The following is a 16436-nucleotide window of genomic DNA, read 5'->3' as shown; positions in this document are numbered from 1 at the left end:
ACCTCGTGGCCGATATCGGCACAGGCAATGTACGTGTAGCCGTCGCCGACCCCGCCGGCACAATCCTCGGCGTGGCGAGCGGCGACATGCGTTACCAGAAGGATGAGCATGCCCAATATCGACCACCGCGGCCGCGAATGGGAAGACATTACCCCCGACAAACACGAGGTCTACCTGCTCACCGGTCGTTACCCTACTTCGCTTTTTTCGGCATTGAAACTCGTCGGCGTCCGCGAACGCCGTCCGGCGCTTTGGCAGCGGGTGTCGACATTCCTTAGCATCAGCGACTGGGCGCAATATATGTTCAGCGGCGTGCAGGGATACGAGCACTCGCAGGCGTCCGAAACGTTATTATACGATGTCGCGGAAGGTCAATGGTCACAGCAGCTCTGTGAAAAATACCGGCTCGATGCCTCACTGTTGCCGCCGCTGGTGCATTCAGGGACTGTTTTAGGTAAAATACAACCTGATATTGCAGCCGAACTTAGTATTTCGGAATCTGCCGTAGTAGTAGTCGGCGGTTCGGACACGCAACTGGCGATCATGAGCCTCGAACCGTCCGTAGAAGATATTGTGATCGTTTCGGGCACTACTACCCCTATCATTAAAATAGCCGACCATTACATCACCGACGCCCAAGAACGCACCTGGACCAACCGGCATACCGACCACGCGAATTTCCTGCTCGAAGCCAATGCGGGCGTCACCGGGCTGAACTACCAGCGCCTGAAAGAAATTTTCTATCCCAATGAGCCCTACGAATTGATCGAAACCGAGGTAGCGGCCATCCGCGATACGCATTGTGTGGGCGCGCTAGGCTCACTGCTCGCGGGCGAGAAGTCCCCGCTGATCCGCGGAGGGTTCATATTTAACACGCCGGTGTCGCACCAGCTCAGCCGTGCGCATTTCGTATGGGCCACGCTTTGGGACATTGCTTGCAGTATTTCCGAAAACTACCACGTGCTCCGCGAAGTGACGCGCCATGAGCAGGATTATGTATGGATGTGCGGCGGCGGCGTGCAAAGCAAGCTGCTGCGGCAGTTTATCGCCAATTTGTTAGGTAAAAAAGTACTTATTCGGACCAATTACCGCCAGGCCTCGGTTTCGGGCGGAGTGACTATTTGCAACAATGCATTAGGCATCGCGAACCATTCCCCGGAAACATTGGAGGTTACGGAGCCGGATAGCGATCCGGTTTACGCCGCATGGTATGCCGAATGGAAACGCAGCCGCGAGGCATTTAAAACATTGAATTAACTATGCATTCATACTTTTTAGGAATCGATGTCGGAACGCAGGGCGTGCGTGTAATACTGCTCGACGAAACGGGCCAGACGGCGGGCAGCAGCGAGAAGGTTTTCCCGCTCACGTCCCATTCGCGCGAGGAGCAATCGCCGGCGCTGTGGTGGGAGTCGGTATGGGCCTGTTTACAAAACCTGCTGGCCTCCGTCCGCGAAATCATCGATTTGAAAGATATCAGGGCAGTTTCGGTTACGTCCACATCCGGCACAGTCATTCCCCTGGACGCGAAAAAAGAGCCATTGCACAATGCATTGATGTACTCCGACACCCGCCCCGCCGCAGAAGGCAAGTATTGCCGGGAAATCGCCGAACGCCTTCACCCGGAAGGCTACACCGGTTTCAATGCGTCCAGCGGGCTGTCGAAAATGGTGTGGTATTCCAACCAGTTCACCGAAAAAGCAGCGCAAATTCATACCTGGATCCACGCGACGGATTTTATCATCGGCAAACTCTGCGGCGACTATTCGGTAACCGATTATACCAATGCATTGAAATCCGGCTTTGACGTCGGCGCGGGCGAATGGCCGGCTTACCTGACCGAACACCTGCCGCTACGCAAAGAATGGCTGCAAAAAGTTGTTCCGTCGGGCACACAAATAGGCCGCTTACTACCAGAACTGAGCGGGCAACTCGGTTTGGAGCAGATTCAGGTTATAGCTGGCATGACCGACGGCTGTGCGTCACAGGTGGCGTCTGGTGCCGTGCGACCCGGAGATTGGAATACCACTATAGGCACCACGCTCGTCGTGAAGGGCGTCACTGCCCGGGAGGTACGCGACCCGGAAGGCCGGCTGTACAGCCACCGCCATCCGGAAGGCTACTGGATGCCGGGAGGAGCGGGTAACATCGGCGCCGACTGGGTTTCGGCAGGCTTTGCCGACGACCTTCCCGCATTGACCAACGCTGCCGCAAACCTCATTCCTACCGGCCTCATCGCCTATCCTTTGCTGCAACAAGGCGAGCGCTTCCCGTTCATAGCGCCACAGGCACGGGGTTTTGCGCCCGAAAATGCCAGCCGCGAGGCCACATTCGCTGCCAATATGGAAAGCGTCGCATTCGTGGAACGCTATGCCTATGAAATGATTGAAGGCCTTTCGGGCGAGGAAGTACATGCTGTATACACTGCCGGCGGCGGGAGCAACAGCGACGTTTGGCTTACCATCCGCGCGAATGTCCTCAACCGGCCCGTACACAAATGCGGTAATGTGACCGGCGCAGCGGGTGCCGCCATCGTAGCGGCAGCGGGCTCCTATTTCGGAACGCTCACGCAGGCTGCGCAGGCAATGACCCGCATTGAGAAGACCATCCACCCCCAACCGGCATTGGTAGCCGCCTATGCGCAGCAATACCGGAATTTTGTCCAAACTTTAACCGAAAAAGGTTTCATAGCAGGGCCTGTGCCCGTAACTCATTGACCATGCTTCATGTTTATCTACTCCGCCACGGAGAAACATTCTGGAATGCCGACGGTAACCGCTACTGCGGCGCCACGGACATCGGCCTCACCGAAAAAGGCCTCGAACAGGCGCATCTGGCGGCCACATTGCTCAAAGACATTGCATTCGACGCGGTTTACACCTCGCCGCTCCAACGTGCCCACCACACAGCCACCATTGCCTCGGGCAACTACCCGGGCATCGTCGTGGACCAACGGCTGATCGAAGCCTCATTCGGGGAATGGGAAGGAAAAACGCGGGCGGAGTTCATCGTTGAAAACCCCGCGCTCTGGGACGCGTGGGCCCACGAGCCCGATTACGCACGGGCGGGCGGTACGGGCGAGACGGCCGTCGAGATTGTGACGCGCGTCGATGATTTTTTCAATGATATTTTACAAAAACACCCCGATGGGACCGTGCTCGTGGTGGCACACAATGCCGTGAACCGGTTTTACATGGCCTGGAAGCTGGGGATGCCGCTCAAAAACTACCGGCAGATCGTTCAGGAGAACTCTTCGGTAACATTGTTCAGCCTGGATCCGCAGGGTGAATTCAGTCTTTTAAAACTCAACTGCCGCTCTTAATTTTTAATATAATCATGAAAAAGAAACTCCTTAACCCATTCATACTAACTGCATTACTCACCCTGGGTAGCCATTTTGCCAGCCATGCGCAGAGCCAGCTCAATGTCCTGAAAATCAAGACCGCGAAAGATCTACATGCCTATTTTCAATACACCGGCAACGACCCGATACTGATCGCCGGGCACCGTGGCGGAATGGTGAAAGGCTTTCCGGAAAACTCCATTGCTACTTTTGAAAACACATTGAAACACACCCCCGCATTCTTCGAAATCGATCCGCGACTGACGAAGGATAGTGTGATCGTGCTCATGCACGACGCCACGCTCGACCGCACGACGACGGGCAAAGGGAAGCTGTCGGATTACACCTATGAAGAGCTCAAAAAATTCCGCCTCAAAGACGCGGAAGGTAACGTCACTAACTTCCCTATCCCGACATTATCAGAGGTGATAGAATGGGCGCGCGGCAAAACCGTCCTCAACCTCGACCGCAAGGACGTCCCCCTCGCCATGACCGCCGCATTGATCAAAAAGCACAAAGCCGATGCATTCGTGATGCTCACCGTGCACAGCGCCGCCGAAATGACCTATTATTTATCCCAAAACAAAAATCACACCTTCTCGGCATTCATCCGGAACATGAAAGAGTACGAGGATTACGAAAAGGCTAATGTGCCTTTCACCCAGATGATCGCCTACATAGGCCCGCACGTGAAGCCCGAGAACAAGGAATTATATGCATTACTGAACAAAAAAGGCACGATGTGCATGATCTCAGCCGCATCTTCTTACGACAAACTGAAAACCGCCGAAGAGCGTAAAGCCGCCTACCTGGCCATTGCAAAAGACGGGGCGTCCATTCTGGAATCGGATTTACCCATTGAAGCGGCGGAAGCGGTGAAGGAGTACGTGGAGAAGAAGGGGACCAAGCAACGATTTTTTGGGAAGAAATAGTCAGTGCCTTCTTGCTATTTGAGCTTCTTTTTATCAAAATCCAGGGATGAAGGTTCCTGTCCTTCTTAATAGATTTGATGAGGTCAAGTTGTTCTAATGTTTTGCGTTGGTCATGACAGGTCTCGTCCAGTATTTTGAAGCGCTCCCGCTTGCCCAGTCCAGTTTTGATTAAAACAGAATTCAGGTTTTCAAGATTTGAAAGTATGGTTAGTTCATTAATGCTGGCCATATCCCGAATATTCTCCCCGGCCAGATGACGCTGGGGATTCGCGTCGCGCCACTGCTTGGCAGTACAACGAAACAGCACGAGATTGAGCAAATCGGCCTCATCCGCGTAAAGCAGCCATTCTTTCGCTTGCGAGTAACCGGCTTTCGGAATGAGGTAATCCCGCACCGCCGTTGTGTATTTGGTAGTTTGCTTTGGATAGAATACGCTTGACGTTCCATTCTAGTCCATACCGGTCATATTCACTCTCTTTAAGCCGCTGGTATTCCCTGATTACATACAGCTTAAATATCGGACTAATCGCCGATCCAAATTCGAATGCTATATCCTTATGCGCGTAAGTTCCTCCATACCTACCTGCTTTAGAAAACATTCCGATCGCATTGGTATTTTCAATCCAATTCGAAACACTCATGGTAAATGTAGGGACTCCGGCCTCTCGCCTAAAGTGGTCGAATTCGACCACTTTAAAATCTGGATTGTATATCGTTTCCCAGGTTCCCAGAAATTCGATGGTTGCACGGTTTCTGATCCAGTTTTTGATAACATCCGCTGCCCTGCCCCCATCCTCCTTCCCCTTTACCATGTCGGTAAGGCAGATGTAGTCATTCTCCTTGATGGTCGCGATGGATATGTCTACGTTATCCACCGTGATTTTACTCAACTTCGCCATAGTGTGATGATTTTGATGTAAGTGCTTGCAATCTGATAAAGAAAAAGCTTGACTGAATCTATTGGGTTCAATTTTCTGATAGCTTTTAAATCCGTACAATACCGGACGAACTTGTTCAAAACCGAACAGGGTTTTTCCGTAAAACCCTCTTAAAGTGAGTACAAATACAGTTTTTCAAGTTTGGCAAGATATTTTACATACAGAAATAGATATAATCAATCCGGACACATTGTTATGAGACGAAGCGATTTGGGTGAATTTGAAGAAATCGTACTGCTGGCGGTGGCGGCGCTGGCTCCGGGGGCTTACTCGGTGAGCATCGCCGAAGAGCTCGAAAACGAAACCGGACAGACGGTAAGCACGGGCGCTGTACACGCCGCATTGCAGAGGCTCGAACAGAAAGGCTATCTCAGCTCGTACCTAGGCGAGGCGACGCAGGAACGTGGCGGACGCCGCAAGCGCCTGTTTACCGTCACTGCTTATGGCGGCAAGATCCTCCACGAAGCCCGCACCGTGCGGAACAGCCTCTGGAATCGCATCACACCTGCCGAATTATCCAAAATGGGCCTCGACTTTTCAAACAGCTGAACCATGCAACCACTCCCTCCCCGCTGGCTCGATAAGCTGGCCACCCGCATTTGTGCGCCCCACCTGCGCGAAGAACTCCTCGGCGACCTGCACGAGCGCTACGCGTTGCGCCACCGCCGCACAGGCGCACGCAAGGCCAATTTTTTCTTCCTCCGCGAAGTGTCAGCATTGCTCCGCCCTTCGATTATGAGACGGCAACCGTCGCGATACGGCTCGCCATCGGCATTCAGCCGCGATATGCTGCGCAATTATTTCAAAATCGGCTCACGGGTTTTGGTTAAAAACAGCGGCTATTCCCTGATCCATTTAACCGGACTTTCCATTGGCTTGTGGGCGTGCATGATGGTGGCTACGGTGGTGATCGACAGCCTTTCGTACGACCGGCAATGGAGCCGGAAGGATGATATTTACAGGATTGTCACGGTGAATAAAATGGGGGAAGGCCTCTTCGAACGCAATTCTTCGTCCGTAATGGGGCTGGCTCCGGAGTTGCAGAAAAATTATACAGCGGTTGAGTCCTGGGCGAATATTAGTTCCGGTGAAAAATACTTCAAAATCCGCCCGGAAGATAGCGACGGTATCAACACTAGTTTGCTTACCGCCGACACTTCCATCAGCAAAATATTAGATATTAAACTGCTTGGGGGAAGTCTCAAACGTTCGACGCAAAAGCACTGGAGTTTGCTCGTAACACAATCGTACGCTGCTCGCCTCTTTCCCGGCCAGAATCCGATCGGAAAGATCATTTACGACATTCCTATTTTCAGCTCTGAGCCGACTCCTTACGAAATCACAGGCCTGATCGACGATTTGCCTTACAATAGTCACCTGCGCGCCGATGCCATCAGACTGGAAGTCACAAAACCGGAACCGCTTGTAGCTACCGGCATCATGAGCTTTGGGAGAAATTACATACTCCTGAAACGTGGCACAGATGTTGGCAAATTCACGAAGAAAGTGAATGCCTGGTATGCAGATTTCACAAAAAACAAAGGCCGGGAGCAGTTCGAATTCCAGCCTTTCAAGGACATCTATCTCCACTCCGATTTCGCCGAAGGCCAAAGTGTTAAAGCCAGCATCCGGACGATCTATATTTTTGCGGGCGTCGCATTACTCGTGTTATTCATCGCTTGCGTCAATTTTGTGAACCTCAGCACAGCCAAAGCATTTGCACGGGTAAAGGAAGCCGGTGTACGAAAAGTACTCAGCGGATCGCGGACGCAGCTCGTCATGCAGCTTCTCACTGAAACCTTATTATTATTCGGGATTTCGGTCGGTATCGCGGTATTTGCCTATTTCTTCACATTACGCCCGGTCGAAAACTTCCTCGGGCATCGGTTGGTACTCACATTTACGTCTAACATCCTGATGGCGGGGGGCGCATTGCTGATGTTCTTCTTCACCGCGCTGCTCACCGGTCTTTACCCCGCCTGGATTATCTCGGGCTTCAAACCGGCCAATACCTTACGCGGTATATTCACGGCTTCGTTGGGGCAAACAGGGCTCCGCAAAACGCTCGTCGTCGCACAATTTTCCATTTCAATCATCGTATTGCTCGCTACCATCGTAGTCTGGCAGCAATTCGACCTGATGAAAAACAAAGACCTCGGCTACGATAAAAACAACCTGATCGGCATCGAGCAAATCGCGTGGAATGGCAAAGGCGAGGCGTTTAAAAACGAATTGCAAAGAATTCCGGGCGTCGTGCGCAGCAGCCTTAGCATGTGGATGCCCACAGAGGGCGCAGGTTATATGCAGCGCGAGGTCCCCGACCCGGCCCACGCAGGCCGCCGCCTGCGGATCTGGTACGTCGCCGGTGATGTGGATTTACCCACGACTTTGGGATTAAAATTAGTGAAGGGGCGCATGTTTAGCAACCGTTTCGCCGATGCATTCAACGCCGATTCATTACGGGAAAAGGATTTCGTAAAATTCGAAAAAATGCAGATGAACCAGAATTCGCTAATGACTGCCTCGGCTGCGAAAATGCTTCGTATCAAACAGCTGGATGTCCACGCCAAAGACACACAATCGGTACCGGTTGGCGTTGTAGGCGATTTCCACAACGAATCGTTGTACGAACCGTTGAAACCCACGCTCATTCTCGCCCAAAAGGCACCTGAATACGCCGGCATGCTCATCCGAATCGAGCCGGGGACCGAAATGCAGGTCGGTGCGGGTGTGCGCAAGCTCTGGAAGCAGTTCTTTCCTGAAAAGCTGCTGCGCATTCATAACATTGAAGAAAAACTGGAAAAGCAATACGAAGCAGAATCCAAATTGCACCAGCTTTTCCTCTTTTTCAGCGGGCTTACGATGTTCCTTTCCGCTTTGGGGATTTTCGGGTTGGTAGTGCAAGCCGCCGAGCAGCGGGCGAAGGAAGTAGGCATCCGCAAGGTGCTGGGCGCATCGGTAGCAGGTATTGTGGGGTTAATCTCAAAAGATTTTGTCAAACTCGTGGTCATTGCCATCGTGGTTGCGTCGCCGCTGGCGTGGTATGCGCTGCAAAAATGGCTCGAAAGCTATCCGTACCGGACGACGATCCACTGGTGGGTGTTCGCTGTGACAGGCGCAGCGGCGTTGGCAGTGACGATCGGGACGGTCAGTTTCCAGGCGATCCGCGCTGCCACAGCCGATCCGGTCCGCAGCCTGCGCAACGAATAATCGATTTAGGGAATTAAAGTACAGCGATGCCACTTTAATTCCCCATTTTTGAGTTGTGGACAGTCCGTGTATGCACATTTCAGGTTAGCATGACAATTGCACTGCCCTATTCAGCACCAAATCATCGTTCGTAATGCAAATGCTGTCCGGTCTGGGCAAAGCCCGCTATGTACCCCTCCTGATACTCTTTACCCTCGCCATCATGCAGTCGTGCCGGAAGAACCCGAAGGACATGACTGATCAGGAACTGGAAGAGGCGATCAGCAGCAAGGATATTTACCAGGAACTCCTCTCGCAAGCCAGCGGAGCGGGGATCAATACCCAAAAATTTGAAACGAAGGACACCATTGCGCCGGTTTTCGCACTTTTGGAAGAAATCGCATTCGGCCACAAGCCTACCATTCGTTTTACCCAAAAGAAAGTGAAAGCCGATACTGCATTGATACGTAATGCAGCAGAAGAACTGGCGAAAGGAGAGTCCGTGGAGCGGGTAATGGAGCAATTGGAGCCGGTTTTCCCGGTTTATCACAACCTCAAAATCCATTACGACCGGCTGCTTAAATCCAACAAGAAGGACAGCGCCGCCTATGTGGCGCAGACATTGAATGCCTACCGTTGGATTCACCGACAAATCCAGCACGCGCCGCGTTTTGTAATGGTCAATATCCGGGGTGCCTACCTCACCGCCATGGATTCCGCGGGCAAGAACGTACTAACCATGCGTACCGTCGTAGGCAAGCGCGATACGCCCACGCCTACCATCGACACCTACGCGACGAGCATTGTCACGCACCCGTACTGGAACGTGCCCAAAAGCATTGCTATCAAAGAAATTTTCCCGAAAGCCGCCGCGGATCCCGAATATCTGAACAGAAACCGCATTCAGGTGATTGATAAGGACGGGCAGGCTATTAACCCCGAAGAAATCGAATGGGGGGACCTGACAGCCGACAAATTCCCCTACCGCTTCCGCCAGGAAACAGGCGAGGATAACTCGTTGGGTTTATTAAAAGTGGAGATCAAAAATCCGCTCGCCATTTATCTGCACGATACCAATGCGCGCTACCTGTTCAAAAGCAACCAGCGCTGGCGCAGCCATGGATGCGTGCGCGTGCAAAAACCGACCGATCTTGCCAATTATATGGCCGGCACCCAGTTACTCGACAGCGATTTCATGACCGAACCCGACAGCGTTTCGCATCCGCCGAAATGGCACAAGCTAAAAGTCCGCGTACCGGTGTTTCTGCTGTATTTACCGGCAGATTGCAACGAGAAGGGAGATTTGATGTATTTCCCGGATGTTTACAAACGCGAGGCACCCAATGCCTGAACTTCGGCAACGGCTTCCATTCCGGCCAGCAGCGAGGATTTTTCGAGATAATGCTGGTCGCCGGAGTAAATAAACAACCCCGCGCCATTGTAGAGCATGTTGATCAGCTTTTTGGAATCGGCGATCGAGACGGCGGGGCAACCGAGGCTACGGCCAAGGCGACCCGTATTTTTGATAAAGGATTCGCTCACGTAATCCGCGCCGTGCATGACGATGGCACGTTCCAATGCGCGGTCGTTAATGCCTTTTTCGAGACCTTCCAGTTTTAGTGACAATCCGTGCTTGCCCTGGTAGGTACCTAATGTTTTGTAAAAACCCAAACTCGACTGAAAGGACGAATTCGCATTTGAAAAATGCTCGGCAAACTCATTGCCCGAGTTGCGGCCATGCGCCACGTAAGTATTGTAAAGCACCTTCTTTTTCAGCAGATCAATTACGTACAACCGCTTGTTGCGCGATGATTGCGTAAAATCGCAGATCGCCATGATCGGATTATCGAGTTTGATTTTCTGGAAACCGAACCAGGCACAGTAGAATGCACGTTCCGACAAACCTTGCTTTTTCAGGCCCAGCGAGTCGTACAATGAAATCCATTCGGAACGGGTAACAGCCGAGTCGGTTTTCGCGACCGGCAATGTTTTGGTGGTAGAATGATTGGAAAGTGAGTCGGCCCGGTGCACACTTAATGAAATGCCTGCTGCTATCAATACCGCTGCCCAAACCCCATGCGCCTTTGTCATTTCTTATTGTTTTGTTGAGACTATATGCTTCAAAATCAATCAAGAAGGGTGCCGTTAAACGACCCCAACTTAACAGCCCAAAAAACGCAAATGGTTCCGAAAAATTTCAGAACCATTTGCAATGCACTAATATTCAGTAATTTATATACAACAATTCTTGACTATACCTGACCGCTGACCACTGACAGCTGACCGCCGAACAGTTGTCATTGCCCCATTCGGCGGTCGGCCGTCGGCGGTCAAAAAAAATGACCACACCTGACTATTTCTTTTCAATCCCCGCCAAAACCCGTCCAATATCATTTGCCCGGGCCATATAAGAAAGGCTGGCATCCATATCGCGGCCGTCGATCGCGTCTTTGAACTTTTTCAGGAGCTCGATATAGTCGCCCAATGCCTTGGAAACATTCTTTTTGTTCTGGTCAAAAATCGGCGCCCACATTTGCGGGGAGCTTTTGGCCAGACGAACTGTCGACGAAAAACCGGTACTGGCCATATCGAAGATCGCGCGCTCGTCGCGTTCCTTGTCCAGGACCGTCATCCCCAATGCAAAAGAGCTGATATGGCTCAAATGCGACACGTACGCCAAATGCAGATCGTGCTCCACGGGTTGCATATAGTGGATTTTCATACCTACATCACGCAGGAATGTTTCTACCAGCGCCAGGGAATCCGGGTTACTCTTTTCCTTGTCGCAGATGATCACGTTTTTGTCGATCAAAAGCTCCCTGAATGCCGCGCCCGGGCCCGAGTTTTCGGTACCGGCCATCGGGTGGGCGGCTACAAACTGGCCCCGTTTCGGATGTTTGTCTGCTAATTTGCAAATCAGCTCCTTGGTAGAACCGAGGTCCATGATCGTCCGGCCGTCGGGCAGGTGGTCGAGCATATACGGCAACAATTTGGTAATGGCATCCACCGGCGTCGCGAGCACATTCAGCTCGGATACCTGCAATGCCTCGTCGAGCGTCAGGATCTCGTCCACGATCCCTTTCGCCAATGCTATTTTCTGATTGACTGCTGAGTTATCCACCCCCACGAATTTCACGTGCGGGTATTTCTCACGCAGTCCCAGGGCAAACGACCCGCCGAGCAGGCCTACCCCTATGATACTGATTATCATTATTTTGAATTTTGAATATCCTGAAACATTACCCTTTAATCCGCTCCACTGCCTGCCAGATTCTTTCCTTTGGCAAGCACAATGACAAACGGATATAGCGCTGGCCTTTCGGACCAAAAATGAAGCCCGGCGCGATGAAAACGTGCTTTTCAACCAGCAGGCTGTTCACAAGCGCTTCCGCCGATTCCGTGGAATCGGGCAGCTTACCCCATAGGAACATGCCTTCCTGCTTATCATCCCACGTGCAGCCGAGCGTGCGCAGAAGCGCTTCCGAAGCTTCCAGACGGCCCTGATACACCGCATTGCGCTCGGAATGCCATTCGGCAGAGTTGCCCAATGCCTTGGCACCGGCCTCCTGCATCGCAAAGAACATCCCCGAATCGACATTGCTCTTGATCGTCAGCACGGCGCTGACATACTCCTTCGCGCCCGAAAGCCATCCCATTCGCCAGCCCGCCATATTATGCGACTTGCTCATCGAATTCAGCTCGATCGCCACCTCTTTGGCTCCTTCCACCGAAAGCAGGCTGATAGGCGCTTTCTTGTTCAGGATGAGGCTGTAAGGATTATCATGGCAGAGCAATATCCGGTGCTTTTTCGCAAATGCAACCGCCTCTTCGAACAGCTCCTGCGTAGCGGGCGCGCCCGTGGGCATATGCGGGTAGTTGAGCCACATCAGCTTCGTTTTCGGCGTAATGAGGCTTTCCATCGCATGCCAGTCGGGCTGCCAGCCGTGGTCTTCGCGCAACGGGTATTCTTTCACCACCGCACCCACCATCTGGCTCACGGCGCGGTAGGCCGGGTAGCCCAGCTCGGGTACCAGCACCTCGTCGCCCGGATCCAGGAACGTCAGCGATATGTGGGTAATGCCCTCTTTGGAACCAATAAGCGGCAATATTTCAGTATTCGGATCGAGTGTTACGCCATAGGTACGATAATAAAAATCTGCAACTGATTTTCTGAAAGCGGGGGTGCCTGTATAAGGCTGATAACCATGCGCCTGCGGTTGATAGGCAGCGGTTGTCAATGCTTCCAGCGTTTCTACTGAGGGCATCATATCCGGGTTTCCGATCCCGAGATTGATGACGTCATGCCCTTCGGCAATCAGTTTGCGCACTTCGGCCAGCTTCACCGAAAAATAGTATTCCGATGTCTGCCTGGTGCGCTGTGCAGTTTCTATGATCATTATAATGATTAAATTGTGCTTTTAGCCATTGGCTATCAGCGGTTCAAACGCCCGTCCGGAACAGCCCGGCGAAACGGGGCGCAATTTACGACAAATTCCCGAGGGGACGCGTTTTGAAATATTGGAAAAGGCTGCCCCGCCGGGGCCCGCGAATTGGATTGATACGTGAATTGCCATAAACAGGAGGCCCCTCCGGGGCAGCCTTAGTTGCATACATGGTCATATTACACATTCCTGTTTATCCCTTATCTATTTATCTCACCTCAATATTTTTAAATTGCGGCATGAACCAACTACGTATCCTCGCCCTTTTCGTTGCATTGCTGGCCGGTTGTTCCAAGCCGTCGGAGAAAATCGTCGTCGCCACTGCCGCCAACGTGCAATATGTGATGAAGGAAATCCAGCAGGAATTTGAGAAAGAATCGGGCAAAAAGATCGAGATCGTAGTCGCCTCTTCCGGCAAGCTCACCACGCAGATCCGCGAGGGCGCGCCGTTCGATGTATTTGTTTCCGCCGATACCAAATACCCCGAAGAAATTTTCAAAAACGGCGGTTCCGACCAAAAACCACAGGTTTACGCCACCGGCGCATTGGTACTCTGGACGAAAGACGTCCCTGAAGCCGACCTCAAACCGGAAATACTCGCGACCGATAAAGTCAAAAAAATAGCCGTCCCCAACCCCAAAACGGCACCTTACGGCGAAGCGGCCGTGCAGGCATTAAATGCATTGAAGCTTTACGAACAAACCGAAAAAAAGCTCGTATACGGCGAAAGCATCGCCCAAACGGCCCAGTACATTACGACCGGTTCCGTGGAAGCGGGTTTCAATGCATTATCCATTGTGCTGTCGCCTGAAATGAAGGGTAAGGGACATTATGTACTAGTGGATTCAAGCCTCTACAAACCCATTCAGCAAGCCGCCATTTTATTGAAACACAGCGAGGATTCGCCCAAAAAAGCATCCAGCGAACAGTTTTACCAGTTCCTGTATTCAGCAAAGGCGAAAGCGATTTTTAACAAGTATGGGTACAAGTAACGTGGTCAGATGTGGTCAGATGTAGTCATTTGTAGTCAGGAAATGGTCAAGAATAGTCATTGAAAACATTGTAATACATGACAACACTTGACAACACCTGACAATACCTGACAACACTTGACAATACCTGACTACACTTGACAACACCTGACCATTCAATCATTCAATCATTCAATCATTCAAAATTGGACACCCAACCCCTCTGGCTTACCTTCAAACTCGCCGGCATTACCTCGGTACTGCTACTCGTAATCGCCATGCCGATCGCCTACTGGCTGGTTTTCGGGAAATTCAAAGGGCGGGGCGTGGTGGAAGCGTTGATCGGCATGCCGCTGGTGCTGCCGCCTTCAGTGATCGGGTTTTATTTGCTGCTGGCATTCAGTCCGTCGCATTGGTTTGGTGCAACGGTTGAGGAATATCTGGGATTAAGGCTGGTTTTTTCCTTTCCGGGACTTGTAATCGCCTCCATTTTATACAGCCTGCCATTCATGGTCTACCCTATTCGTGCGGGGCTGCAATCGTTATCGCCTTCATTACGGGAGGCATCCTACACGCTGGGTAAAAGCGAATGGCAGACGTTCACGAAAGTGCTCTTACCCAATTGCAAACCGGCCATTCTTACGGCATTTGTGCTCACATTCGCCCATACCGTCGGCGAATTCGGCGTGGTGCTGATGATCGGCGGCAACATCCCGGGCGTAACCAAAGTAGCTTCCGTAGCCATTTACAATGAGGTGGAAGCTCTCAATTACCCGGCCGCCAATGCCTACGCGATGGTGCTTTTTGCGATCACTTTCGTTATTTTGCTGCTGGTCTATTCCATTAACAACCGCCTGCTCCGTGTCCGACAACCTGCTTGAAGTCCATATCCGGCATACTTTGCACACCGCGGAGGGGATCTTGCCGATGGAAGTGGACTTCGCATTGGCCGGCAACAGCATTTTCGCACTCACCGGGCCTTCCGGCGCAGGAAAAACGACATTGCTAAGGCAAATCGCCGGGCTGGCTATGCCCGAATCCGGTTGGATCACTTTTGGCAAGAATCCATGGCTGGACACTGCAACGCGCATTCACGTTCCGGCACAGCAACGGCATATCGGGTTTGTTTTTCAAGACTATGCATTGTTCCCGAACATGACGGTCATGCAAAATCTTGAATTTGCCCTACCCAAAATCCATAACAAGGAATTGATCAGCCATTTGCTCGAAACGGCAGGTCTCACGCAGCTTACCGCCCGGAAACCGCACCAGCTCTCGGGCGGGCAACAGCAGCGCGTCGCGCTCGCCCGCGCCCTCGTACGCGAGCCGAAGCTACTCTTAATGGATGAGCCTTTTGCCGCACTTGACCCGGATATGCAGCTGCAATTGCAGGATTTGCTGCTCAAACTGCACCGCGAACGACCATTTACGGTCATCCTGGTGACGCACGATATAGGGGAAATTTTCCGGCTGGCCGATCAGGTGGCAGTCATGGAAAACGGCAGGTTGACCCGACTTGGAACACCCGCAGAAATGTATTTGAATGATCAAACCGAAGCGCTGCTCATTTACGGCGAAGTACTAACCCGCGAGCGCCGCAACGAAACACTTTCCGTACAAGCCTGGATCGACGGAAAAATCCGCCAATTCAATGTTCCTACACACTGGGAAGCACAGTTACAACCGGGCGCGAAGTTCACGTTGCGTTACAGCGGGGGAGATGTGGAGATTCGCATTCTTAGAACTTGACGGCTGACCGCTGACCGCCGACCATAGACCATGAACCTCCGACCGTATACAATCAGTTCATGGTCCATGGTCGAGCCATTAGGCTCCATGGTCGGCGGTCAAAAGGGTAACTTCCCCTCACAACCGTCTTTTCTCCAAAAAATCCATACAATCAATCCATGAAAGTACTTTTCAAACTGCTGCAAATTGCCGTTATCGCGCTTCCGTTACTTGCCATGCGTGCCGACAAGCCCCTTCGCGTCGTATTCTTCGGCGATTCTATTACCCAGGCGGGCGTGAGCCCTACCGGCTATATCACCAAAGTAGGCGAAATGCTGAAAGCGAAAGGCCAGGACGGTCAGTATGAACTGATCGGAGCCGGAATCGGTGGTAATAAGGTGTACGACCTCTATTTGAGGCTCGAAGACGACGTGCTCGCCAAAAAGCCGGATGTCGTATTCATTTATGTGGGGATCAACGATGTATGGCACAAAGCCTCGTCGGGAACCGGTACCGATCCTGATAAATATGTGAAGTTCTACGAGGCATTGATCAAAAAACTGAAAGCGCAGAATATCCGCGTGATCGTGTGTACGCCTACCGTCATCGGCGAGCGCAATGACAATTCCAACCAGCAGGACGGTGATTTGAACCAGTATTCCAAACTGATCCGCGAGATCGCGACACGCAACAGCCTGCAACTGCTCGACCTGCGCAAGCATTTCCAGGACTATCTGGCCCAAAACAATCCAGAAAACAAGGAAAAAGGCATTCTCACGACCGACCGCGTGCATTTGACAGAAGCCGGCAACCAGTTCCTGGCAGAAAAAATGCTGGAAGCATTGGTGCAGAAGTAAATCCCGCATTTCAATCCATAAGGAAAATCCCGGGCA

The 16436-nt window shown here is 52.0% G+C and carries 15 protein-coding genes; 11 read left to right on the top strand and 4 right to left on the bottom strand.

Annotation, left to right across the window (positions count from 1 at the left end; genetic code table 11):
• Positions 1–108: 108 nt before the first annotated feature.
• From J2Y43_RS26380 to J2Y43_RS26365, 4 genes are read left to right on the top strand one after another with little or no spacing between them, the layout of a single operon-like run.
• Positions 109–1257, top strand: a complete 1149-nt coding sequence (locus tag J2Y43_RS26380; RefSeq protein ID WP_309989879.1) for an FGGY family carbohydrate kinase — start codon at positions 109–111, stop codon at positions 1255–1257.
• 2 nt (positions 1258–1259) lie between these two features.
• Positions 1260–2717: an FGGY-family carbohydrate kinase gene (locus tag J2Y43_RS26375; RefSeq protein ID WP_309989882.1), complete on the top strand. Its 1458-nt coding sequence runs from the start codon at positions 1260–1262 to the stop codon at positions 2715–2717.
• Between the two features lie 2 nt (positions 2718–2719).
• Positions 2720–3322 (top strand): histidine phosphatase family protein, encoded by a 603-nt coding sequence (locus tag J2Y43_RS26370; protein WP_309989885.1) that lies wholly within the window; start codon positions 2720–2722, stop codon positions 3320–3322.
• A gap of 14 nt (positions 3323–3336) precedes the next feature.
• Positions 3337–4275 (top strand): glycerophosphodiester phosphodiesterase family protein, encoded by a 939-nt coding sequence (locus J2Y43_RS26365; protein ID WP_309989888.1) that lies wholly within the window; start codon positions 3337–3339, stop codon positions 4273–4275.
• Positions 4276–4601: 326 nt separating this feature from the next.
• Here the strand turns inward: J2Y43_RS26365 and J2Y43_RS26360 are convergent, their stop codons facing one another.
• Positions 4602–5174 carry a KilA-N domain-containing protein gene (locus J2Y43_RS26360; protein ID WP_309989892.1) on the bottom strand — a complete coding sequence of 191 codons (573 nt, stop codon included), beginning with the start codon at positions 5172–5174 and terminating at the stop codon, positions 4602–4604.
• A gap of 234 nt (positions 5175–5408) precedes the next feature.
• Here J2Y43_RS26360 and J2Y43_RS26355 point away from each other — a divergent pair, with 234 nt between their 5' ends.
• From J2Y43_RS26355 to J2Y43_RS26345, 3 genes are all read left to right on the top strand, one after another.
• On the top strand, positions 5409–5762 hold the full coding sequence (locus J2Y43_RS26355; protein WP_309989895.1) for a helix-turn-helix transcriptional regulator: 354 nt from the start codon (positions 5409–5411) through the stop codon (positions 5760–5762).
• A gap of 3 nt (positions 5763–5765) precedes the next feature.
• Complete coding sequence (locus tag J2Y43_RS26350; RefSeq protein WP_309989900.1) at positions 5766–8423, top strand: permease prefix domain 2-containing transporter; 2658 nt, start codon at positions 5766–5768, stop codon at positions 8421–8423.
• A 133-nt stretch (positions 8424–8556) separates the two neighbouring features.
• On the top strand, positions 8557–9753 hold the full coding sequence (locus tag J2Y43_RS26345) for a L,D-transpeptidase family protein (protein ID WP_309989903.1): 1197 nt from the start codon (positions 8557–8559) through the stop codon (positions 9751–9753).
• Here J2Y43_RS26345 and J2Y43_RS26340 read toward each other — a convergent pair.
• The 3 genes from J2Y43_RS26340 to J2Y43_RS26330 all read right to left on the bottom strand — a co-directional run bounded on the left by J2Y43_RS26340 (position 9726) and on the right by J2Y43_RS26330 (position 12799).
• Positions 9726–10493, bottom strand: coding sequence for a murein L,D-transpeptidase catalytic domain family protein (locus J2Y43_RS26340; protein ID WP_309989906.1), 768 nt, complete (start codon positions 10491–10493; stop codon positions 9726–9728). The genes J2Y43_RS26345 and J2Y43_RS26340 overlap by 28 nt on opposite strands.
• A gap of 262 nt (positions 10494–10755) precedes the next feature.
• The gene (locus J2Y43_RS26335; protein ID WP_309989909.1) at positions 10756–11613 is read right to left on the bottom strand and encodes a prephenate dehydrogenase; all 858 of its coding nucleotides are present in this window, start codon (positions 11611–11613) and stop codon (positions 10756–10758) included.
• Positions 11614–11641: 28 nt separating this feature from the next.
• Positions 11642–12799 carry an aminotransferase class I/II-fold pyridoxal phosphate-dependent enzyme gene (locus tag J2Y43_RS26330; protein ID WP_309989912.1) on the bottom strand — a complete coding sequence of 386 codons (1158 nt, stop codon included), beginning with the start codon at positions 12797–12799 and terminating at the stop codon, positions 11642–11644.
• Positions 12800–13083: 284 nt separating this feature from the next.
• Here J2Y43_RS26330 and modA point away from each other — a divergent pair, with 284 nt between their 5' ends.
• The 4 genes from modA to J2Y43_RS26310 all read left to right on the top strand — a co-directional run bounded on the left by modA (position 13084) and on the right by J2Y43_RS26310 (position 16400).
• The gene (gene modA / locus J2Y43_RS26325) at positions 13084–13836 is read left to right on the top strand and encodes a molybdate ABC transporter substrate-binding protein (RefSeq protein WP_309989915.1); all 753 of its coding nucleotides are present in this window, start codon (positions 13084–13086) and stop codon (positions 13834–13836) included.
• A gap of 185 nt (positions 13837–14021) precedes the next feature.
• Entirely contained in the window at positions 14022–14696 is a 675-nt protein-coding gene (gene modB / locus J2Y43_RS26320; RefSeq protein WP_309989918.1) for a molybdate ABC transporter permease subunit, read from the top strand.
• On the top strand, positions 14677–15564 hold the full coding sequence (locus J2Y43_RS26315; protein WP_309989921.1) for an ABC transporter ATP-binding protein: 888 nt from the start codon (positions 14677–14679) through the stop codon (positions 15562–15564). Before modB ends, J2Y43_RS26315 begins: the two co-directional genes overlap by 20 nt.
• A 158-nt stretch (positions 15565–15722) precedes the next feature.
• A complete protein-coding gene (locus tag J2Y43_RS26310; RefSeq protein WP_309989924.1) occupies positions 15723–16400 on the top strand; it encodes an SGNH/GDSL hydrolase family protein in 678 nt (225 codons plus the stop codon).
• Positions 16401–16436: the final 36 nt, after the last annotated feature.

It is taken from the genome of Dyadobacter sp. BE31, assembly GCF_031457695.1.
GTDB lineage: Bacteria > Bacteroidota > Bacteroidia > Cytophagales > Spirosomataceae > Dyadobacter.
This window is presented reverse-complemented; position numbering and strand designations above follow the sequence as displayed.